At 59.1% G+C, this 21,163-nt stretch carries 16 protein-coding genes; 7 read left to right on the forward strand and 9 right to left on the reverse strand.

Translation table 11 applies throughout. The annotated features are described in order from the left end of the window. The first annotated feature begins 99 nt into the window (after positions 1 to 99). From AC1DD7_RS24040 to AC1DD7_RS24055, 4 genes are all read left to right on the forward strand, one after another. Positions 100 to 1,614: an MFS transporter gene (locus AC1DD7_RS24040; protein WP_477516867.1), complete on the forward strand. Its 1,515-nt coding sequence runs from the start codon at positions 100 to 102 to the stop codon at positions 1,612 to 1,614. 125 nt (positions 1,615 to 1,739) lie between these two features. Next, entirely contained in the window at positions 1,740 to 2,678 is a 939-nt protein-coding gene (locus AC1DD7_RS24045) for an aldo/keto reductase (protein ID WP_477516868.1), read from the forward strand. A 555-nt stretch (positions 2,679 to 3,233) separates the two neighbouring features. Then, complete coding sequence (locus tag AC1DD7_RS24050; protein ID WP_477516869.1) at positions 3,234 to 4,502, forward strand: MFS transporter; 1,269 nt, start codon at positions 3,234 to 3,236, stop codon at positions 4,500 to 4,502. A gap of 682 nt (positions 4,503 to 5,184) precedes the next feature. Next, positions 5,185 to 5,943, forward strand: a complete 759-nt coding sequence (locus AC1DD7_RS24055; protein WP_477516870.1) for an IclR family transcriptional regulator — start codon at positions 5,185 to 5,187, stop codon at positions 5,941 to 5,943. Here AC1DD7_RS24055 and AC1DD7_RS24060 read toward each other — a convergent pair. From AC1DD7_RS24060 to AC1DD7_RS24085, 6 genes are all read right to left on the reverse strand, one after another. Next, positions 5,893 to 7,956 (reverse strand): MFS transporter, encoded by a 2,064-nt coding sequence (locus AC1DD7_RS24060; protein ID WP_477516871.1) that lies wholly within the window; start codon positions 7,954 to 7,956, stop codon positions 5,893 to 5,895. The two genes, AC1DD7_RS24055 and AC1DD7_RS24060, sit on opposite strands and share 51 nt — an antisense overlap. A gap of 614 nt (positions 7,957 to 8,570) precedes the next feature. Then, complete coding sequence (locus AC1DD7_RS24065; protein WP_477516872.1) at positions 8,571 to 10,235, reverse strand: carboxylesterase/lipase family protein; 1,665 nt, start codon at positions 10,233 to 10,235, stop codon at positions 8,571 to 8,573. A gap of 543 nt (positions 10,236 to 10,778) precedes the next feature. Further along, positions 10,779 to 10,958, reverse strand: a complete 180-nt coding sequence (locus AC1DD7_RS24070; protein WP_477516873.1) for a hypothetical protein — start codon at positions 10,956 to 10,958, stop codon at positions 10,779 to 10,781. A gap of 124 nt (positions 10,959 to 11,082) precedes the next feature. After that, positions 11,083 to 12,804, reverse strand: a complete 1,722-nt coding sequence (locus tag AC1DD7_RS24075) for a CocE/NonD family hydrolase (RefSeq protein ID WP_477516874.1) — start codon at positions 12,802 to 12,804, stop codon at positions 11,083 to 11,085. Positions 12,805 to 13,706: 902 nt separating this feature from the next. Then, a complete protein-coding gene (locus AC1DD7_RS24080) occupies positions 13,707 to 15,143 on the reverse strand; it encodes an APC family permease (RefSeq protein WP_442006757.1) in 1,437 nt (478 codons plus the stop codon). A gap of 322 nt (positions 15,144 to 15,465) precedes the next feature. After that, complete coding sequence (locus AC1DD7_RS24085; protein WP_442006758.1) at positions 15,466 to 15,759, reverse strand: hypothetical protein; 294 nt, start codon at positions 15,757 to 15,759, stop codon at positions 15,466 to 15,468. A 474-nt stretch (positions 15,760 to 16,233) separates the two neighbouring features. Between AC1DD7_RS24085 and AC1DD7_RS24090 the strand changes: the two genes are divergently transcribed. The 3 genes from AC1DD7_RS24090 to AC1DD7_RS24100 all read left to right on the forward strand — a co-directional run bounded on the left by AC1DD7_RS24090 (position 16,234) and on the right by AC1DD7_RS24100 (position 19,176). Continuing rightward, positions 16,234 to 17,442 carry an aromatic ring-hydroxylating oxygenase subunit alpha gene (locus AC1DD7_RS24090; protein WP_477516875.1) on the forward strand — a complete coding sequence of 403 codons (1,209 nt, stop codon included), beginning with the start codon at positions 16,234 to 16,236 and terminating at the stop codon, positions 17,440 to 17,442. Between the two features lie 48 nt (positions 17,443 to 17,490). Further along, the gene (locus AC1DD7_RS24095) at positions 17,491 to 18,474 is read left to right on the forward strand and encodes a PDR/VanB family oxidoreductase (RefSeq protein ID WP_477516880.1); all 984 of its coding nucleotides are present in this window, start codon (positions 17,491 to 17,493) and stop codon (positions 18,472 to 18,474) included. A 159-nt stretch (positions 18,475 to 18,633) separates the two neighbouring features. Further along, the gene (locus tag AC1DD7_RS24100; RefSeq protein ID WP_442006760.1) at positions 18,634 to 19,176 is read left to right on the forward strand and encodes a TetR/AcrR family transcriptional regulator; all 543 of its coding nucleotides are present in this window, start codon (positions 18,634 to 18,636) and stop codon (positions 19,174 to 19,176) included. Positions 19,177 to 19,719: 543 nt separating this feature from the next. Here the strand turns inward: AC1DD7_RS24100 and AC1DD7_RS24105 are convergent. The 3 genes from AC1DD7_RS24105 to AC1DD7_RS24115 form a co-directional block, all read right to left on the reverse strand. Beyond that, on the reverse strand, positions 19,720 to 19,974 hold the full coding sequence (locus AC1DD7_RS24105) for a hypothetical protein (RefSeq protein ID WP_477516876.1): 255 nt from the start codon (positions 19,972 to 19,974) through the stop codon (positions 19,720 to 19,722). A gap of 87 nt (positions 19,975 to 20,061) precedes the next feature. Next, the gene (locus tag AC1DD7_RS24110; protein ID WP_477516881.1) at positions 20,062 to 20,529 is read right to left on the reverse strand and encodes an NAD(P)-binding protein; all 468 of its coding nucleotides are present in this window, start codon (positions 20,527 to 20,529) and stop codon (positions 20,062 to 20,064) included. 355 nt (positions 20,530 to 20,884) lie between these two features. After that, positions 20,885 to 21,163, reverse strand: a 279-nt coding sequence (locus AC1DD7_RS24115; RefSeq protein ID WP_477516877.1) for a GMC oxidoreductase, incomplete at its 5' end; no start/stop codon positions are given.

The raw sequence follows: 21,163 nt of genomic DNA on the forward strand, positions 1-21,163 counted from the left end.
TAGCTGCTTATGTGTCCGTACCGATGCAAGACCGCGGCCTATTGGGCTGCGGTCCTCTGCGACCTCACCCCAGCATCAGTGAATCGACGAAGGATATCAATGTCCACTGGAGACCAAAGATTTGGAAACGCCGACGGCGTCCATGGTGACACGCGGCGTTTGAAAATAAGTGACATCCGAATAGTCAATAAGGCCGCCTTGAATCGCGCTGTTGCCGGAACAGTAGTCGGGAACATCATCGAATGGTATGAGTTCGGAGTATTTGCCTACCTCATAACCGTAATGGGTCCTGTCTTCCTGCCGCAGGCCAATCCGACAGTCCAATCGCTGTACCTATATGGCACATTCGCAGTTACATTCGTTGCCCGGCCGTTGGGCGGCGTTTTCTTCGGATGGCTGGGAGACCGGATCGGGCGACGGAAGGTTTTGACGTTTACGTTGCTCCTGATGTCTATCGCCACGTTTGCTACCGGCCTGCTCCCGGGCTACGGCGTTATCGGGCTCTGGGCTCCGGCCCTTCTCGTGTTCCTGAAACTGCTGCAAGGGTTCTCAGCCAGTGGAGAATACACCGGTGGTGCGACTTTCCTGAGCGAATACGCTCCAGATAAGCGACGGGGCTTCTATGTAGGATTTATGGGATCCAGTTACCTCGGATTTGCCGTTGGAGCAGGTCTGGTGGCTGTCCTTCAGCTAAGCCTTGGTCAGGACGAGATGCAAGCCTTCGGCTGGCGTATTCCTTTTCTCATCGCCGGGCCGCTTGCTGTGATAGCCCTGTATTTCCGCTATCGGATCGAAGAATCCCCTACCTTCAGTGCAGTCCTGAAAGAACGTGCTGAGGAATCCCACAAAACCGGTGAGACGGCAAAAAATCCGGGCATGGTGCAGGTTATCCGGACCCACGGGCGCTTCATTCTGCCCGTCATGGGCGTCGCGGCGGCTGGCAATGTCATTGCCTACACCATGACGTCGTTCACTCCCACGTACCTGAACCAGACACTCGGTTTCCAGGGATCCCTCGGCACACTTGTGATCTTCCCCTTGTTCGTCCTCGCAGCCTTCGCAACCCAGTTTTTTGCTTCGCTCTCCGACAAGATAGGCAGGAAGCGGATCCTCTTCAGCGGCGCTATGCTGGGCGTCGTGCTTCCGGTTCCAGCTTTCATGATGATGGGGTCCGGCCAGCTCTGGGGCGCACAACTCGGCACACTCTTCATCATGATCTGCGCAACCCTGTTTTCATCAAGCTACGCTTCTTCGCTGCCTGAGCAGTTCCCGACGCCGGCACGTTCCAGCGCTCTTGGGCTTGCATACAATGTGGGAAATGCTGCTTTTGGCGGTACAGCTCCGCTGGTTGTTGCGGCGCTCATCGGGGCTACTGGGAACAAGTTGGTTCCCGCCTACTACCTGATGGGCGCTGCCCTTCTTGGACTAATTTCCGTCTTTTTCCTCAAAGAAACAAGCAGGAAACCCCTAAATGGGTCCATGCCCAACGTGGAAACAACGGAAGAGGCCCAGTACCTCGTTGATAGCCAGGACACCAACAGCCTCATCGATTCAGCGGCACTGCCTCGCACCCCGCTTGCTCATTCAGAGACCGAGGGTGGAAGTCGTATTTAAGCGTCTCGAGGGCGTCTTGGCGATTGGGCCGACTGACCGCACGGGGACGCATTGATGAACAAGAAGCGATGCTGCATGGAATGGAGCGTCCAAACAACGGGGCCAGGAGAAAGGTACTTTAGCCCATGATTCGATTCGAAGAACGCCCCCTCACAAGTACAGGGCAGCGCAGCACAGTGCTGGGTTTTGGCGCCATGGAGCTACGGGGAGCCTCGCACCGCGTGCCCCGTTTACTCGATAAGGGAGTTGCAGAAGCGCTTCTCAATACCGTGCTCGACGAAGGCATCCGATTCATCGATACTTCGATTGACTATGGGGAGAGTGAAGAGCTCATCGGGCGCCATATAAGCCATCGTCGGTCGGAATATCTGCTCGCATCCAAGGTGGGCTGTCCGCTGGACCACCAACCAGATGGCCCTTCCAACGGGCCTCTTGTCCATGACTATTCCCCTGCGAATATCCGTGCAGGGATCGAGCAAAGCCTCTCGCGTCTTCGAACTGATTATTTGGACCTGGCGCAGGTCCACATTGGGCCCTCCGTATCGGTTCTTCAACGTGATGACGTGCTGGGGACACTGGAAGGTGCCAGGGAGGAGGGCAAGGTGCGGGCGATTGGCATATCCTCCACTCTTCCGGACCTCCTTGACCACATCGACCTCGGCGTATTCGAGACGTTCCAAGTCCCGTATTCCGCACTCGACCGTTCTCTTGAAAAATATCTTCCGCTTATCAACGCCTCCGGCGCGGGCGTCATTGTGCGGGGAGGAACGGCACGCACGGTGCAGGCAAAACGGACTGTGGACAGCCGGGCTGCGTCGTCGGCGGATCTTGCCTTCGACGATCTGCTGGATGGCGACGACTTGCAGGGATTCCTCCTTCGCTTCGTGATGACGCGGACGGAAGTGTCCACAGTCACTGTCGGAACAGCCTCTCCTGAGCATGTACGGGAGAATGCCCAGGCTGCAGCTCGAGGGAGTCTGGCGGAGGACGTCTACGCAGAAGCAAAGCGGCGATTGAATATTGCTGGATTCCGCACTTCGGATCCAACTGATCAAGGCTTTTGATTACGCCCCAACCATAGAGCCGGTTTTGCACCTGCAAAGGGATGAAGCCAGGACATCATCGAGGAATCGACACATGGAACGGCGACGCTGTTCGCTGCCCTGGATGTGGCCACCGGAAAAATGGTCGGCTCCTGCAGCCCGTGGCCGCGTCGCCCTCAAATCCCTCAAACAAAACTGAGACAGACCACTAGCTGTCTTATAGACGCCGGACGTCTGACGGCCAACCACGTCCACCCGCAGACATTCGCCCAGCGTTACCGCTGGCCTGCGCCTGGGCACGCCAGCAAAGCTCTCCAAGAATAGACGGAAGAATCTCATCGACATTTTCCAGTAACCCCTGTAGGAGCGCTGGACCATTGACACCCGAGCTATGTGACGGGCATCATGGTTCGTGCCGCCCAATGGAACGCCGTGCCGAATCCGGCAAATTGCGTGGGGAGCTATTGACCAACCCGACTAATCGGAGGTTACCTAGTGAGTTATCCAACACCGCCTAGTGCGGCTTATACGCAAGCAGCTAAGGCTGGTCATCGTCGCGTCGGACCCGCAGTTGTCGTGGGCACCGCTCTCGAATATTTCGATTTCTTTCTGTACTCGGCGATGGCCGGACTCGTAATTGGCCCCACGTTCTTCCCCTCATCGGACTCGACGGCAAGCGCAATGGCGGCCCTCGCCACGTTCGGCGTCGGGTTCCTCGCCCGCCCACTTGCGGGACTTGTGTTCGGCATTCTGGGAGATAAATTCGGACGGAAGGTGGTATTGTCCTGGAGTCTTATCCTGATGGGCGGATCCACGGGACTGATGGGATTCATTCCTTCGTACGATTCCATCGGCGTGGCAGCCCCAATCCTGCTGGTCGTGCTTCGCATCTTCCAAGGTATCGGCGCGGGCGCAGAGTTCAGTGCTGCGATAACGGTCTCCTATGAACATGCCGGGGACGGCAAGCGCGGGCGGTTCGGCTCTCTCCCGACGCTAGGAGTCAACTTGGGTGTCTTCTTCGCCTCACTCGCGGTGGCCGGCTTAGCCATGATCGGCGACGACTTTTTCTACTCCTGGGGTTGGCGCATCCCTTTTGTAATAAGCTTTCTCGTTGCCGTCGTGGGATATGTAATTCGCCTCAAGCTACCGGAAAGTCCCGATTTCGAGGCAATGCCAGTGGCAGAAACCCGGAGAAGCTGGTTTCGGGTTCTGACCGACCTATTCAGGTCCGACTGGAGAGGCCTGGTCATCGTATTTGCTGCCTACGCTGGCTACGCACTCATCGCGACTCTGTGGAAGACATTCTCTATTTCTTACCTTGCTGAATTCAAAGACATAGGCGGTGCTGTCAGTAGCTTCGGCATAACCTTGGCCAGCGCGGTCGCAATTTTCTGGACGCCCATTTGCGGGCGACTCTGCGACATGATCCCTGTTCAGAGAGTCCTGGCGTTCGGCGGCCTGCTGGTCATCCTCTACGCGTTCCCTTTCTTCTGGCTACTCAACACAGCAGTCCCGCTGTACATCTGGATCGCCTTGATTCTCGGCACGGGCCTTCTTGCACCGCTTCTCTCCGTAGCCACAAGCCCCTTTATGGCACGCCAGTTTGCGACCAAATCCCGTGTGACGGGAATAGGCGTGGCCAAGGAATCGAGTGGCGCAGTTGCCGCCGGATTCGGTCCGGTGCTGGCTTTGGCACTCATAACGGCCTCCGGAACCGATAGCACGGCCGCCGTTTCTGGCATGTTCATCGTCGGTGGCATTTTGTTCGTGTTCGCTGCCTGGCGCGGCCGTACAACACCACCCTCCATCGCTAAAGCGGACCAATCGCTGATGACGGAGGTTTGATCGAATGGACGCGTTCCAGAAGGCTGCGCCATATCAGCACACAAATGATACGAGTACCGCCTTCATTCGTTAGCTGACAGGGTTGCCGCAATTGAACAGGTACTTTCGCCTTCAAGCTAACTCCAGCGCATGCTGTCCGTCCTGGCGCCGACGGGGTCCGGGGGCTTCTGTCGTCAACTGCCCCGGCCCTCACCAGTGCCGGGGCACTTCAACCAAGAGATAGACACAAGCGTTCTGTCGCCTGGCAGCGCGAGTGGCCTTCATAGCCTTTGAACGTCAAGAGAGATCATGCTGCAGTCGTCACTCCCCGGTACCTAATGGGGATTCCTCTGATGGGGTTACCCCGACGGTTGTCTTGTGCTGGGCTCGCTCGCCCAGGCGCCGTCAGGGCAGTCAATTCTCGGCCCGATCGCTTCCCCTAAAGCTGTCGGTAAACGGGGACTTGGGTCCGCGTTCACCGGGGCTGTGTTCCCAATGAGATTCCGTTGGCTCCCCCGCGACCAGGTCGAATACGAGTAACCGACATGACGACTTCCTCGTAATAGTCGAAAAATCCCGAAGTGAAATCACAGCACGATTCAGCAGCGTCCCTGCCGGTGGAGTTCGACGTTCCGACTGGTACTTCCGGACGCAGTAAGCTGGCGAGATCATCTGCAGTGGCGGCTAAATTGGGAGGAATCGCGTGGCCAGTGACGGCGTGAGAAGCGTGTTGACGGCGATGCGGGTGCTGGAGCGGCTTACCGAGCCCGGTCTGGTGGGCGTATCGGAGCTGGCAAGAGACCTGGGACTCCCGAAGTCGTCCGTACAGCGGATGCTCCGCACGCTTCAGGAGGGAGGTTGGGCCGCCGAGGTCCGCGGCCAGGTGACGCGCTGGACGTTGACGCCGAAGATGTTCCAGTTGGGGCAGCGACATCAAGCTGGCAATGATCTCCGCACGATAGCGCTACCGGTGATGGAGCAGCTTCGGGAGGAGACCCGAGAGACCATACATCTCGCGACGGTTAAGGGGGACTCTGTCTTTGTCCTTGAGACTCTCGACAGTCCTCAAGCAGTACGCGCGCACGTCTCTCCAGGTATGTCGATTCCACTGTTGGCCTCCGCCCACGGGCAAGCCCTTCTCTCGACACGGTCTGAGAAGGAGGTTCAAGGAGTCCTGCTCCGGGGGTTGACCGCCTACACACCATTTACCATCACGGATGTTGATACTCTTGGCTCTGCCATTCATCAAGCCCGGGTGCGCGGCTACGCGGTGAACGACCAGCAGTGGCAAGAAGGCGTCCACGGTATTGCAGCTCCCATCGTTGTCGCCGGCGTAGGGGTCGCTGGGATAGGCATCTCAACCCCGATTCATCGAATGTCTGCTGAGTTGCAAGACAAGTTCGGCGGAATGTTAGTGAAAGCTGCCATGGCCATCGCCCATCGCCTCGGAGAAGATCTCTGAGTCTGTGGCTCCCTGAGCCCGTTGCGCTTTTGCTGACATTGTTTTCCCGGATCTTGCGACGGACCCCACGTCAGCACGTGTGGGTGGCGAGTCCGTGCCTTCGATAACCATATCCAGCACTACGGACCGGTTGTCGACGGTGATTTTTTGGGCGACCGCCTGAAGCGGTTCCTGTTGGAACATAGTCAGCAGGTAGTGTCCGGGGGCGGGAAGGGGAATCGTATAAATTCCGCGCGAATCTGCCCGCGAAGTTGCTACCCGCTCGCCCGTTGCCCGCAAGAGAGTCAGCACCGCGGCGGGCGCTGCCTCCCCGCGCGCCATCGCACGCCCGCTGATTTCAAGTCGTTCCTTTAGATGGAAGTCATGCTTGCCAGTCTCACCATCAAAGTCGAAGATTTCCGCTACCGGCGCCCACCCCCTCGCGCTGGCTACTACCACATACTTCCCGACCCCCGGCAGCGCAACGGAGTAGTTACCCTCGGTGTCCACGAGGCTCCAGTCAACGGGTTCGCCTTCCGTCTGAAGGACGCTGACGAGTGCTGGCGTCAGCGTCCTGTGGTTCGGCGCCAGGACGCGTCCCTGCACCACGAGCTCGGCTGCCAAAGCCGCAGAGCGATGTGTTGCTCGTGGGATGAAGAAAGCTGCTATAATGCATGCGCCGCACGCCAGCGCGGCCGTCCAGAAGACATCTCTGAATGCGTCAAACGATGGCAGCGCGGCTTCTCCTAAGGGCATGGTGACCGAGGTGAGGATCGCGGCGATCACGGCGCTGGATGTTGAGGTCCCGATTGAACGGACCAGGGTGTTCAAGCCATTGGCGGATGCAGTTTCCGTGATCGGAACCGCGCCCATGATCAACGTCGGCATGGCGGCATAGGCGATCGCCGTGCCGATAGCCACCACAGCGGAACCTAGTATCACCCAAGCGATGGAGTCATGAAAGAAGACCCGGCCGACATAGCCAATGATCATGACTCCAGCACCCGCCATGAGGGCGCTTCTGCCACCAAAGTTGCGAATGATCGCGCCCGCCGCTGGAGAAAAGATCACCATTGCCAACCCGGAGGGCACCATGCACAAACCGGCACTATAGACAGTAAGTTCAAGTCCATAACCGGTTGCTGCAGGGAGTTGAAGTTGCTGGGTGGTAAGGAGCATATTGGCAAACATGGCAAAGCCGACCAGCAGGGACGCGAGGTTGGTCATGAGAACAGGGCGCCGGGCTGTGGTCCGCAGGTTCACCATGGGGTGACCGGCCTTCAGCTGGTAGGGCACCCAAAAGACCATGAGAACAGCGGCGGCAAGAAATAGTAGGATCACAAGTTCCGAGCGCCAGCCCCATGATCCGCCCTTGGAGATAGCCAACAGCAGTGCGCCCAGTGCTGCGGACAGCACGAGCGCGCCGATGTAGTCGAAGCGGCCAGGCGAGCGGACTTTGGATTCGGGAACCACCAGGAGCACCGCGGCCAGCAACACAACGCCGGCAGCTGCGGAAACCCAAAAACAGGCCTCCCAGCCCAAGCCTTCGTAGAGGAGCCCCGCGAGGGGAAGCCCCATGGCGCTGCCAATGCCCAACGTGGCGCTCATGAGCGCAACGGCTGAACCCATTTTTTCCTTGGGAAGTTCATCGCGCATAATGCTGATCCCCACCGGGATCAGAGATAAGGAGAATCCTTGGAGTGCTCGGCCGATGATCGTCCAAAGGAAGGTCCCGCCCAGCGCCGCGATGATGGAGCCGACCACCATGATGGCTAGGCAGATTATCATCATCTTGCGCTTGCCGTACATGTCGGCACTGCGCGAGACCAAAGGAGTAGCCACAGCGCTGGAAAGCAACGTGACGGTCACCATCCAGGACGCATCATCTCCGGAGACCGAAAAGACGGCGGGAAAAATGGGCAGCAGCGGCACGACCAAGGTCTGCATCAGCGCGACAACGGTGCCGCTCAGTGCAAGCACTGCGGTGATGGCGGAAGCTTTGCGCTCCCGACGCGGGAAAGGGGGTGCTGTCATGAACGGAGAACCTTTTCGGGAAGAAGAAACCGCCGGCAATGAACGGGCGGCACCGAAGTTGGTGAACAATCGTTCATCAACAAGTGCATGGATTATGCCTCGGCAATTCCCAAGAGATCCAACACATCTGGGCGGAACAGGTCGATTAGTCCCTCCCAAGTAGAGGATGATAACCCACGAGACAGAGGTGGTGCCTTCAACGTGGTCCGATAAGCGCGGTTGCTCTTTCGGAGTGCATTCTCACGGTTACCAGGACTTGCTGGGGTGTTTGGGAACCTGCAACCAATTAAGATGGTCGCTGCTTGCTCAGCTGTTCGTAACTAGATCTTTTACGAACGAGTCTTCCCGACTTTGGCGTCCTCCCAATCGCAAACCTGCACAGCCACGATGTCAAAGCTGCCAAAGCAGACGCGGAGTTGCACGACATCGCATGCGGATGGGCTGACAGGCCGCGTGCGGAACGGGCTGGCCGAAACGCCGCTCCATCCACGCGTCCAAGCCGACTAACGGCGCCAGTGTCAAAGGAGCCTGCTTGTTCCTGCCCCTAAGCACGGTGCTTGCCTCGGCAGCGGCGCTTCCCGGCTGGATTTTAGATGCCCCCGCGAACGATACCTTCACCAAACCGTGAGCGCCATGATTTGCGGCCGGACGTCCCCGCGGAGGTCGTTGACAACACGGGTGTGCTTGTCGAAAACCATAGTCGGGCGCGAGGTCGTGTTGTAGGCCGGCCAGGCGAGGCTGCCCGTTGAGGGGTCGCCCTTCCTGGCGAAGTTCATCCAGGCTTCGAACATCTTGTCGCCGACAGCGAAGCGGTCTCCGTTCGGGTCAGCGGCGATGCGTGCATCGTTGGAGTCCTCGCCGTCCCAGGCGGCGCCATAGTCCTGGCAGTGGAAGATGAACGGAAGTTCGACGCCGTGAGGGGACCACATGCCGTCGAAGCACGGAGTCCTCCATTGGCATTCGTACGCGAATACAGAAGCCCCCACCTGTTCGGCTTTGGCCGACGACAGCCTCAGCGAGTAGTTCCAGAAGCCGATATCGGTTGTGATCCGGAGCAACAGCTCCTTCCACGGCAGCGACGGCAAGGTCCGCCGGTATTGGCCGATCAGGGGGACAAGCTCCTCGGCTTTGACGTTGTTGACAATCGCATAGGGCGCCAGCCTCCGAGCGAGATCGAGGTCGTCAGCAAACTCCATGTCCAAGTCCCCCTGGAACGTGCCGACAAAACCCACCGTCTCGTGCAGGTCCGTGCCGATCATCATCGGGATGTGACGGGCGGTTTCAGGGGCGCCGTCGGTCCAGGAGTTCCCCCTCAGGGTTCTGCCATCGATGACCGGACCGTACTTTAGGTAGTTCGTCAACCCATCAGGGGTCAACGCCGGATCGGTCACCTTCTCCAAGTAGCGCTTAATCGCCTTCGCCGGGGCGGATTGCAGGGCCTGGAGGTCGCCCTCGCAGACACCCAGTTCCCTGTACAGGCCAGCCGTTAGGGCCCCGGCGTCCTCGGCGGCGGCGAACCGCATTGGCGCGCCGCTCATCAGGATGGCCTTGTGGAAAAGGCCCCTGCCTTCTTCCATGGCTATCAGGGTCATGACCTTACCGCCTCCTCCGGACTGGCCGAAGATCGTGACGTTGTCGGGGTCGCCGCCGAAGGACGAAATGTTCTCCCTCACCCAGCGCAGCGCGGCAACGAGATCGAGCTGGCCAGCATTTCCCGAGGTGGCGAACCGCTCGTCGGCTGTCTCACCGAGATACGTGTAGCCGAATGCGTTCAACCGGTGGTTGACGCCGACTGCGATGACGTCGCCGCGGCGCGCCATGCCGCCGCCGTCGTACAACGGCGCACCCGCCGAACCTGAGAAATAGCCCCCACCGTGCAACCACACCATGACAGGCAGCTTCGACGCGAAAGTCGCGTGGTCGGGCGCCCAGACATTGAGGACGAGACAGTCCTCGCTCTCCTCGCTGCGGTCCACCCAGTCAGGCAAGTCCCGGTTGTTTTGCGGACATTGAGGACCTAGCTCGAGCGCATCCTTCACGCCCACCCAGGGAGTAACCGGCTGGGGCGGCAGGAAGCGATTCGGCCCCGCCGTCGAGGCGCCGTAGTGAATGCCTTTGAACACGGCCAGCCCGTCGACGACCAAGCCGCGCAACCTGCCGTTTTCTGTCTCGACGATCCGGAAAGCGAGCGAGACCGGAGCCGCAGAGCCCAGCTCAGGGCGCTGCATCAGTGCGACCTCGTTGCTTTCAGCGCTTTCTGAGTAATTGTCACTGGTCAAGGTGGGTCAGTCTCCTAGTATCGGCGCCAGATAAGTTCCGAGGGATCGATTGAAGCAGGTTTCAACAAACTCGAAGATTTAAAGAATGCCTGGTCCGTTTCCGGCAATTTCGCGGGCTGCCCATCTGGGAAGTCAATTACTGAGACGTTGTCATTCATGTTGCTACTACCTTCCGGTTTTCTTCCGGGAATGTTGAAAGCAACTTATGAGGCGGAACACAAGACTTGAAGTGTAGGATCCACGGCAAATTCAGCTACATCTCGGAGAGTCTCCAACGCGCTCGTCGTCTGTTCCCGCTGACGACAAGGACGCCCGCGTCTGAACAGTATCCTGTTCCCCTGCGCTTGAGGTGACGGAAGCCCATCAGGTTTCCGCCGCCGTCGACGACGGCAAGCCGGCACCGTCCCTGGGACTTGAGGCATGCAGTCGTCCGTTCGATTGGCCACAACTCCCTGGAGGCTGTTCTGCCCTCAAACCTTCCCAGTTGGACGGCGGGCGCCTCGTCGGGCGCTTCCTCTGGAATCTCAAAGCGCTCGATAGTTGTCAGAACCCCTCCGTCTGCAGCCACGACCTGGGCCGGCTGACGTGATCGTCGGCGAAGAGGGCGAATTCAATGATGGCTTCGATATTCTTGCCTGCGTTAACCACATCGGCGTATCCGAGGCACACAAGGAGCGCGCTGCGTGCTTTGGAGACGAGTTGCATGCGGGCGGTTGACCCCAATGGCCCGTTTCCTTCGAAGCCACGGGCTTACAACTCGGCGGTGCTGAAACACAACACCGCCGAGGCCTCTAGAAAGCGCCGATCGTCATGCTTACTAGCTCGTTCGGTTCCTCGCTTTGACTCCTTAGGAGGGAACTACGGGCAGTTCGATATACGACGGACGGGCGGCGTCGTGGTACAGCCGCTGCTGCGCAGTGACGAACCGAGCGTCGCACTGGTTCCCGGTGTTCAGGTTACGATCCCAGCGCGGAAAGCAGCTATTCGTAATCTGCACCCGCAATCGATGCCCTGCAAGGAACACATTGCTCGTAGACCATAGATCAATCTCGATCTCGCGACTTTCATCGGCACCACGATCTATGCGGACAATGCCATCGCTGAGGTTAATCGAGCGGCCGTCCGGCTCGACGTCGCACAGGCGCGCAACCCAGTCGGTCGACGGCGCCGAGCTCTGAACGTTCAGGCGCACCCGAATGCGACCGGTCACTTCGAGGTCCTCCTCGAGCGCCTCCGAGGTGAAGACAAGAACGTCGGACCGGGCCTCGATGGGTGCCTGGTCGATGGGCCCGCGAGGGAACGGGCTGATGTTGTTATGCCCTCCGTACGTGGGGACCGGATCGGCAGGGTCGTAGACGAGCTCACTCGGCGCTTCGCCGCTTACCGGCGCCACCGTACTCAGGCCACCGTCTGAGTGCAGATTCCACTGCTCCATGCGGGCACGCTCCAAAGGCCAAGATTCTTCGTTGCGCCACTCATTGCGGCCCATGACAAACAGCTGCACGGGCGACACATCGCCTGCGGGGGCGTCATCGACGAGATGATGCCGGAGGAAGGCCAGCACTTCCTCGTTCCATCCGCCGTGCGGATAAGCAGCCGCGTCGCGCATCGACATGATCCCGAAGTCCCGCTCGCCGACCATGTTCATGAAGTCGACATGGGACCAAGGACCGACAATCAAACGAGTCTCGCGGCCTATCGACCGCATCGCCATGTAATTGTCGAGAGTCCCCTGCCCGCTGCTATCGAACCAGCCCGTGGTAAAGAGGCTAGGTACCTCGATGCGCTCGTGGCTTCCGGCGATGCGCATATGTTGGGTGGCCTCGATCTCATTAACCGCCGCCAGCTCGACAAACGGGGGCGGTGCGTGTCGTCGCAGGACCGGCAGTTCGTTGACCGGAAGGCCCCAATAGCCGTCCTCTGCCAGGCGGTCGATGTCGGAGATCAGCGCGTCGGCACGCTCGGCCTCCTCGCCGTCTGTCAGGCCGATCCGGGACAACCAGTCAAAGCCTGCGAAGAGTGGCCAGGAGGTGGCGTTCGCCAGCTCGACGGCACCCCCGCGAGCCACCAGACCGTTACACGGGTCCGACCATGTCATCAGGGGCGTGATCGCTTTGAGCGCCGACGGTTGCTCGAGCGCCGCCAACAATTGCGTGTTACCGCAGTAGCTGCCGCCGATCATGCCCACGCGACCACTGGAGCCGGGCAACTCGGCGGCCCAGGCCACGGTGTCTGCGCCGTCGCGTCCCTCGTGCCGAAGGGGCTCCCACACACCATCTGATGCATGGCGGCCCCGGACGTCCTGGACGACTACGATGAAGCCGCGCTGTGCCGCCTCTGTAGGCGAAATTCCATTCCATGCGTTTTCGGTAATGGCGCCCTTGTCATAAGGCGTGCGGACCACCAACGTCGGCCAACGCCCATCGCCGGTCGGACGGTACACGTCCGCCCTCAGCACAACCCCGTCGCGCATGCGTGCGGGAACATTAAACTCGACGAGCACAGACACGGCTGCACCGCTGGGACCCTGCGCGACGTCGTTACTCAATCCAAGTTCCGTTGTACTCATGCTTACTCCTTCACACTTGCGCCAGTTCACCCGAGGCGGGATATGCGTCACGCTAGGACAGCTGCTCCAGCGACGCTATTGGAATAGCACCAATCGCCTGACACAAACTCTGGTCAAAGTCTTGTTGGCAGGTTGGCTTCAATCGATTGGTGAACGCCCGGTAACACCTCGAGCAATGACAACGCCTGCCAGAAAACGCGGCAAATGTGCTGGCAAGGCCTCTCCAACGCCACTATTAACGGTTATCGGGTATAACGACCGGGTCACCCAGAGGAGTCATGTATTTTCTTGATATTTTCACGCTATCTCGGGCAATTCCAGACCACTCCCCGGTAGGAGCGCTCCAATAGTTTGTGAATCCCTTGGAGCCTCGAACCCTAAGCTCGTGTCGCGCGCCCATCCCCTCGAACAAATCTGGCTAGCCGAGGGACCACCGGCATGTCGCGCCCGTGACCCGCAATCTCGACTGGGACATGAAATCCACAGACCAAGCACGAAACAAGTCATCCACACCAAAAGCTGGCGACCGACCTCGCTAAACCCGCCTAACCAACTGACGGATCCTGGCTCACGGCAGTCCTAAACCAGGTGGACTCCTCACCGGTGACCGTCGTAGCCGTCAAAGAAGCCTCCGCCTCAACCCGCCACACGGCGACGTGTAGCTCTTCCGTCCCGGACTCTCCGTCTCCGAGCTCACCCACCCGGCCGACGCATCTTCCTGCCACGCTGTAGCCTCAAAGACTGCCTCGCCGAATAACTCCTCCGACTCGGACCCCGAAGTGTTCGGCGAAGCGACCCGTACCCTGAGTACTTCCCAGCGCGTCACCGAGTGGCCGGCCGCTTTCGACCGGCCACTCGGGATCGCACTTTGGCGGCAAAAAGCTACCCAATCCAAGGCTCAATCATTGTCGGCCGATGTTACTGTATGTTTCTGGCTTCGCCTTGCGGTAAAAGAGAGCCATCATGATGCCTAAAACAAATAGACCCACAATCAGTGTCATCAAGGCGGCGCTTAGCACAGGCGATCCTCCAACAAGGGCCGTGAAGTCCAGAGCTGCCAAAATCAGGCCGGTCCCGAGCCCAAGGATTCCCAGAATCGGGAACACAATTCTGCTCCAGACCGTGTGACCCATGCCGTGCCGACGCAGGTAGAGCGGGACCGCAATACTAGCCACAAAAATGACGCCCAGAATCACGAAGCTTGAGATCCCGAGCGCTGCCGCGTAAACGTCGATAGCAGCCAGCCCGGCAACCGCGACGATGACGTTGAGGACCAGGCCAGCAGCGCTCGTTGCCATTGATGCCATATATGGCGACCCATGCCGGCTGTGTACGCTGCTGAGCTTTCGCGGAAAGATCTTGTCTGCGCTGAGATTGAACAAATAGCGTGCGGTGATGTTGTGTCCGGCCAGAATGACAGCAAAAGTACTGGTGTTGACGAAGATCGTGGCTATGTCAGAGAACACGATGCCTCCGAAGTCCACCAGTGTGCCGGTCATGGATCCGGTGGGATCGGCGGTTGCGAGTTCGACAGCTTTGTCGATGCCAAGGGCGTTAATAAACCCCAGCGATGACACGGCATAGATGGTCATTGCAACTGCAATGACTGCAAACGTGACGCGTGGAATGACACGATTCGGATTCCGGACCTCTTCACGGAACAGGACGGTAACTTCGAAACCACCGTACATGCCAAGAGCAAGGAGCAGCCCCGAGCTGAAGGAACCATCGAACCAGTGAGTCGGGAGAAGGGGGGCCATTGAGATGCCGGCATGGTTAGCTCCGCTGTTGATGAAGACAAAGAGGTCATACCCGACAATGATGATGATCTCAAGGAATAGGAATGCCGTCAGGAACTTCGCGGAAAGTTCGATGTTGAAGTAGCCGAGGACTCCAGCTCCGGCCCAGAAAACGGCCGCCCAGACCCACCACGGGAGGTCAGGCCCGTTCATGGTGGTATGGACGAGTTCGCCCAGAACGATACCGCCGAAAGGTAGGGTTCCGGCATAGACGCAGAAGTAGCCGAGCAACGCGACAAACCCTGATCCCAGACCTACTTCCCGTCCAAGTCCTGCCGTGATCATGGAGTAGAACCCGCCTGGTTTCGGCATGATCTTGGACATGCGAGTGAACCCAACGGCGAAGCATCCTAGGATGAGGCCCGCAACAACGAATGAGATAGGCGTGCCAAGTCCGCTGCCGGTGGCGACCATGATCGGGATAATTCCGATCACGACCACCATGGGGGCGTTGTAGGCCATCACGCTGAAGAAGAGCTCGAGGGATCCCATCTTGCCTGACAGATGTGGCCCCGACTGTTGCGTCTTTCGGGTCGTCATTCCACTTATAGTGTCCATAACCTGTGCCTTCTTGGTAAGTATTTGAATTGTCTGCGGGCGGGCGGTCACTTACTGGATCGCTTCGTTGACCATCTCGACTTCCGCGGGGTTAGACCAAGGATGTGCTGCCTTCGACGGAGACCTACTTTGTGGCTTCGGTCACTTCCGGCGTAGACAGATAGTGCCGTCTTATCGCTGCCATCGGAAACTAGAAAACTGCCGAAGGCATGCTGCCCACGTTGGCACTAGTCCAACAGCAGCTGCTCCCGAACGTACGGCATCACGCCAAGTCGGCTGGATGAGGCAGCCAAGTTTCTGGTCTTCATCCAAAGCTTTGATCGAGGATCGTCGCGCGGCCAATGGCCCACGGGGCAATGGTGAGCGATGGCCCCAATAGCTGATCCGGTCTCGGCCCAGCGAGCCGTCCTGTGATCTGCGAAAACTCCAGAATACTGACGAACCCTCTGGCTAACTCCCCGACCGCCCGGGTAGCGCCGAACGAGAACGGGCCGGGAAGATCGCTGCCGCCCTGAAGCTTCCAACGTTCGCACGTGTACACCGGAAAATCGCTGGAGCCCCGCCGGATCAGCAACCCCTTGCGCTGATTTTCGGACATACACGGGAATGAATATCGATCCGGAGCGCTTGTCAGAATCGCCCTGGGGGTGGAAACCCTAATTCAGCCCTGGATCCTTCAGTGCCCCCTGCACGTCAGACGGACCAGTCGCAGGCGGCGTCTTCTGAAGGGACACCAGAAGAGGCGCTTTTCCGTGGTCATGAGCCGCTATAGGTATGCAGAAGCGATCGGCAGATTAGTACCGGGGCTTTGGGAAGGGGACAGATTATTCGAAGGGGAACCCTCGGCCCTCGCCATTTTTGGTCGAACGGACCACATGCTTCATCATCCTCGTGCACCTGGCAGGGAACCGCGGAGCTGAGAATCCACGCGATCGCGGCCGAAGCCATGAGACTTCCGCCAGCCCAATCTATTAGCCATTGACGCTCCGCATCGGACCAGCTATCTTCGAATGTACAGATGTACATTCACAGTGATGCGCATCACGTATGATCCCAAAACGATGGAGTAGCCATGTCTGTAGAAGCCAATCCCCGCCGATCCCCTGCCGACGAGTACACCGGACCTCCCGCCGAGCTATTCCGAGGGCAGGATTGGTTTACGCGCGACCTCGAAGCGATCTTTTACTCCAAGTGGCTCGTCGCCGGCCACGTCGACCAACTCGACCAGCACGGAAAATACGGTTACGTCACTTTCCGGGTAGGCGCAGCCGAGGTTCTTGTCCGCCGCGCAAAGGACGGTAGCCTCCGCGCGTACCACAACGTTTGCCCCCACCGCGGCGCCCGGCTGTGCGATGGACCCAGCGGTGACGCCCGCAGTCGGAACGTAGTTTGTCCATACCACCAGTGGACCTTCGGAGTTTCCGACGGCGACCTGTTGAACTCGCGAGGTATGCACGCAGACTTCGACAGCGCGTCTTACGGCCTTAGGCCAGCGCACGTTGACGTCTGGAACGGGATCATTCTCATTTCTTTCGCAAACGAGGCACCCCCCGCGATCACCGAGAGCCTCCACGAGGTGGACGCGGGGGGATATGACCTCAGCAGTATGAAGCTGGCCGCTACCTCTTCACACGAGATTGCAGCGAACTGGAAAATTGTCGTCGACAACAACATGGAGTGTTACCACTGCGGGGTCAGCCACCCTGAGCTGTCGGAAATTTTGGACTGGGAGTTCCTCGACGACGAGGAAAACTTCGACAGCTTCTGCACCCAGAGGGCCGCTGGCCTCGATGTGTTTACGTTCCCACTCCCTGTACCGCACGTCTCGATCGGAGGCAAAAGGGTCAGTGCGGTTCCTCTTTCGAGACTCGACGGGCAGCCCGCTGCAGAGTCTCACGCCGTGCACTGGGAACCGGGAATCGCCCTCGTGGCCGCTGAGGACCATGCGTGGCTCTTTGTGCCCATCCCCACCGGCCCAAGCACCACCGAACTTCGTCAGTACTGGTTCGTCCACAAGGATGCCGTCGCTGGTACCGACTACGACGAAAAAACACTAATGGAGTTCTGGAACACCACCATGCTCCAGGATCGCGGCCTATGCGAAAGCGTGCACCAAGGGATGGCCAACCCGGCATACAGGTCAGGTCCGCTGAATCGCAAGTATCAAGGATTCAATGCTGGGTTCTACCGCTGGTATGAACAGCAAATGGTGACACGTTTCCCCGATCTCGCCAATCAGGTAGTTCCTTTGCGTGGCCCAGGAAGCGGTAACGGTGAATAGCTCGTATATAATGCGACCCAAGTCAGGAGAGCTGCGGTGAACGCCGACATGAGGAGTCGACATTATCCGTCCGCGACTTTGACGGACGAGTACGACGGTGAAGCTGTGGTTGTTGACAAGATTCTCGCTGCGGACGGAGTGGTAGCCCTTCACCTGGGGGCACCAGGCGGAGGGGAACTCCCGTCGTGGTCGCCAGGCAGCCACCTGGACCTTGGGATTCCAGGTCTACCAACGCGTCAGTACTCGCTATGTGGAGACCCCCACGACCGCGCTACCTACCGAGTTGGAGTTCTTCGTTCCCCGAGCTCAAGAGGTACATCGCGCCACATCCATGACAATCTTCGCGTCGGCGACACCGTCAACCTTCGAGGTCCGCGCAATCATTTCCCGCTTCGGGAGGCGGCCCGCTACATCTTTGTAGCAGGCGGGATCGGCGTTACCCCCCTGCTACCGATGATTGCTCATTTAGAAGCAGCGGGGGCCCAATGGACGTTGGCCTACGCTGGGCGCCGCAGACAGTCCATGGCGTTCCTCGACGAGTTAAGCCGCTATGGTCCCAAGATTGCCTACTTTCCGAAAGACGAGACAGGCCCGGTGGATCTCGCGTCAGTTCTGGGTGAACCAGATGAAGACACCTTGATTTACTGCTGCGGACCAGAGCGACTACTTTCTGACGTGCAGGCGCATTCCGCACGATGGCGCCCTGAGGCCCTGCGCTTGGAAAGGTTTTCGCCAAGAATCCAGTCACAAGAATCCGGCACGGACACCGAGTTCAAAGTCAAGCTCGCTCGCAGCGACCTTGAGGTGGCTGTGCCGGCGGACCGCACCATCCTCGATGCCGTACGGGCTGCGGGAGTGCCGGTCGAGTCGTCTTGCCGAGAAGGCATCTGCGGGACGTGTGAGGTGACGGTGCTTGACGGGCTCCCCGACCACCGTGACTCCGTGCTGGACCAAGACGAACGTGATGCCAATGACTGTATGATGATCTGCGTTTCGAGATCGCGCCATCAGCGGCTCGTGTTAGATCTCTGACCTGCATGCATCCGAAACCGAGGGTCAGGGGTGTTTGAGCCAACATGGGTTACTCAGCACCTAGCTGAAGACCTGTTATGGCGTTGGTCGCTAATCAAAGTCATCGACAAAGGAGATCCGGGTTCGTCCGATCCTGCGGCATAGAGGATGATGGTATTCGTGCCTAAGGGAGTAATAGATACAGATCGCCGCAACCGTCTGGTTCACGCCGCCGCGGAAATAGTTGCGCAGCGCGGTGTGGACGGGCTGACGCACCGCGCTGTCGCTGCGGCGGCGGGAGTCCCGTTGGGCTCGACGACATATCACTTTCGTTCGTTAGATGATCTTTTGCTCGCGGCTGTGGAGCAAGCCAAGGAGCGTTGGGACTCATCCGTTGCGTTCTGGGAAAGGAATTTGGCGGCGGGCACCGAACTCGCGCGTGCGTTATCGGAGTTCACAGCACGGATGACGAACGAAACTCGACCTCAGGCAATCGTCGAGTACGAGCTTTACATCGCGGCTCTACGTCGACCTGCCTTGCGGAAGCTCAGCCTGGATTGGGATGAAACTCTGCCGAGAGCGGTCGCTCGACATACTGACTGGTTAACGGCGCAGGCCCTTTCAATGGCGGTCGACGGTTTGGTTGTGCGTTCACTGGTCAGCGGCAATCCACTCGATGTAACCGCTATCGAACCGATCTTCCAGCGCATCCTTCGTGGCTGAGACAGGGGCGCGACAGGCTGGCTAGAACGCCTGCTCCGAATGTTCCTTTCGGCGGCGCCTCCTGCGGCCGCTTCGGGACCAACGGTTAAGTGGCTCGAACCGGGGATCGGGATCAAGCGAGCGCCCGGATAAAAAACCCGAGGGCCTGAGCCCTGAACTGATTCCTGTTTGTTGGACTGGCTGCATTTCAATCCTAAAACTGCGAGGGCCTGGGCTGGGTATTGCACCGCCTGCGTAGCTTTCACTGCTGGCACCCAGTAATGGCGCCAGAACAGCTTATGCACCGTCCGTTCCCCTTCGGGCATCGTGAACAGCTGATCACTGCTGCACGGCCTACCACCAACGGGATCAAGAGGTCCACGGGAGCACGGTTCAGCCCGATGGTCCGCTTGCCTGCGCTCGTCTTCGTTGGACCGATGTAGAACTGGTTCTTCCCGTCCTGCTTCCACACCTTATTGATTCGAGCTGTCGCCGGTTTCCCCACCAAATCGATGTCAGCCACGGTCAGCGCCGTCGCCTCCCCAAAGCGAGTGCCTGTCATCATCAGGAAGCTAGAAAAGTCCCGATACCACTCCCCATGCCGTCCATAATCAACCCGAACTCAGCATGGGTGAGGAACATCATTTCGTCCTCGGCCTTCTCAACGCTGGGCAACTGCATGCCACGGCAGGGATTGCGCCTGATGAAGCCGAGCATTTCGGCGGAGTTCATTGACGCAGAAATGAGGCCATGCACGTTCTTGATCGGTTTCGGTGAGCGGCCCTTGGCCATCATCGCCTTCACCCAGTAGGCGATCATGCGGCAATCCAGCTTGTAGACGGGGACGTGTGGCAGAACCAAGGTCTAGCCCGCTGATGAACTCCTCAACTGAAACATCAATTTCCTTCAGGGGCTGCTGGCTGAGTGGTTGGCCCGGAGCGATCCGTTTCGAAGCGTCCCGCAGATGAAAAAGCGCACGCTCGAGGTCGGGCAGCTCTTCCATTGGCACCGGAAACGGGCGGCGGACGCCGGCTGTGATGAGGCGACGTTCTCGGTCGGAACGTCTGGCTTCACACGGACGCCGTATCGCGCCACCTCGCGGCGGATATTGGGCTGCAGAGCGCGATTGATCCAACTGCCACCCAGCTCAACGGTCGGGGGCTCCTGTTCTTTGAAGGGTCGGGCGTAGGTCCTTCCCCCGATCCTGGTGCCCCCCTCGAGGACCACTACTGAGTAACCTCGATCGGTGAGGTCCCTGGCAGCGACAAAGCCGCCGAACCCCGCGCCGACAACAAGAACGTCGTATGTCATCTTCTCCAAGCACATCGTTGTGTGGCGGCTCCTGCGCCGGCCCGTTCTGACGGTCACCGCCATCCCGACGAGTTGCCTGCGGCCGATTCCCGCGAGGGCCTGCTCGCCCTCCCGGAAGACACCGCTTTGTTCTTGCGCACCGCTCAGCGACCGAAGCCAATTCCTTTCGAACACGCCAATCTACGGCGCAACTACCGGCCACTGACTTTGACAGACCCTTCAGCACAACATACTGGTACGCGTGCATATTCAATTCGAACGATTCGAGCCCTTTTGAGCGACGATTCAGGTTTACGGAAGCCCCATTGTCGGCTCTTCAAGATCCTCGGGGAGCGCCTAAAGCGATATGCTCGAGCACACGGGCAGCTACGTTGACCATGACATCAGCCATGCAACGGCGGCTCAGATCCAACCAGACTTAGAGGAGGAGATTCTCCGTGGCAATATGTCGGTAGAAGTCGACGTGCTCCGCGGGGAGCGGGTCCTTGTTCAGGATGACGTCGGCTGCTTTTTCGGCGATCATCATGACCGGTGCGTATGTGTTGGCGTTCGGGATGGAAGGCATCACCGACGCATCGACGACTCGAAGGCCCTCAACGCCGTGCACCCGGAAGCTGTGGGGATCGACGACGGACTGGTCATCGTTGCCCATCTTGCAGGTCCCGCAGGGGTGATAGGTGGTCTCGGCGTCCTGGGA

It is taken from the genome of Paenarthrobacter sp. 10L412 (assembly GCF_056395565.1).

Bases quoted from the DNA above. Each gene is read 5' to 3' on its own strand.
- AC1DD7_RS24080 (WP_442006757.1), bottom strand. From the start codon at position 15,143: ATGACGACCCGAAAGACGCAACAGTCGGGGCCACATCTGTCAGGCAAG.
- AC1DD7_RS24085 (WP_442006758.1), bottom strand. From the start codon at position 15,759: ATGTCCGAAAATCAGCGCAAGGGGTTGCTGATCCGGCGGGGCTCCAGC.
- AC1DD7_RS24040 (WP_477516867.1), top strand. From the start codon at position 100: ATGTCCACTGGAGACCAAAGATTTGGAAACGCCGACGGCGTCCATGGT.
- AC1DD7_RS24045 (WP_477516868.1), top strand. From the start codon at position 1,740: ATGATTCGATTCGAAGAACGCCCCCTCACAAGTACAGGGCAGCGCAGC.
- AC1DD7_RS24060 (WP_477516871.1), bottom strand. From the start codon at position 7,956: ATGACAGCACCCCCTTTCCCGCGTCGGGAGCGCAAAGCTTCCGCCATC.
- AC1DD7_RS24095 (WP_477516880.1), top strand. From the start codon at position 17,491: ATGAGGAGTCGACATTATCCGTCCGCGACTTTGACGGACGAGTACGAC.
- AC1DD7_RS24075 (WP_477516874.1), bottom strand. From the start codon at position 12,804: ATGAGTACAACGGAACTTGGATTGAGTAACGACGTCGCGCAGGGTCCC.
- AC1DD7_RS24090 (WP_477516875.1), top strand. From the start codon at position 16,234: ATGTCTGTAGAAGCCAATCCCCGCCGATCCCCTGCCGACGAGTACACC.
- AC1DD7_RS24110 (WP_477516881.1), bottom strand. From the start codon at position 20,529: ATGGCGGTGACCGTCAGAACGGGCCGGCGCAGGAGCCGCCACACAACG.
- AC1DD7_RS24105 (WP_477516876.1), bottom strand. From the start codon at position 19,974: ATGATCGCCTACTGGGTGAAGGCGATGATGGCCAAGGGCCGCTCACCG.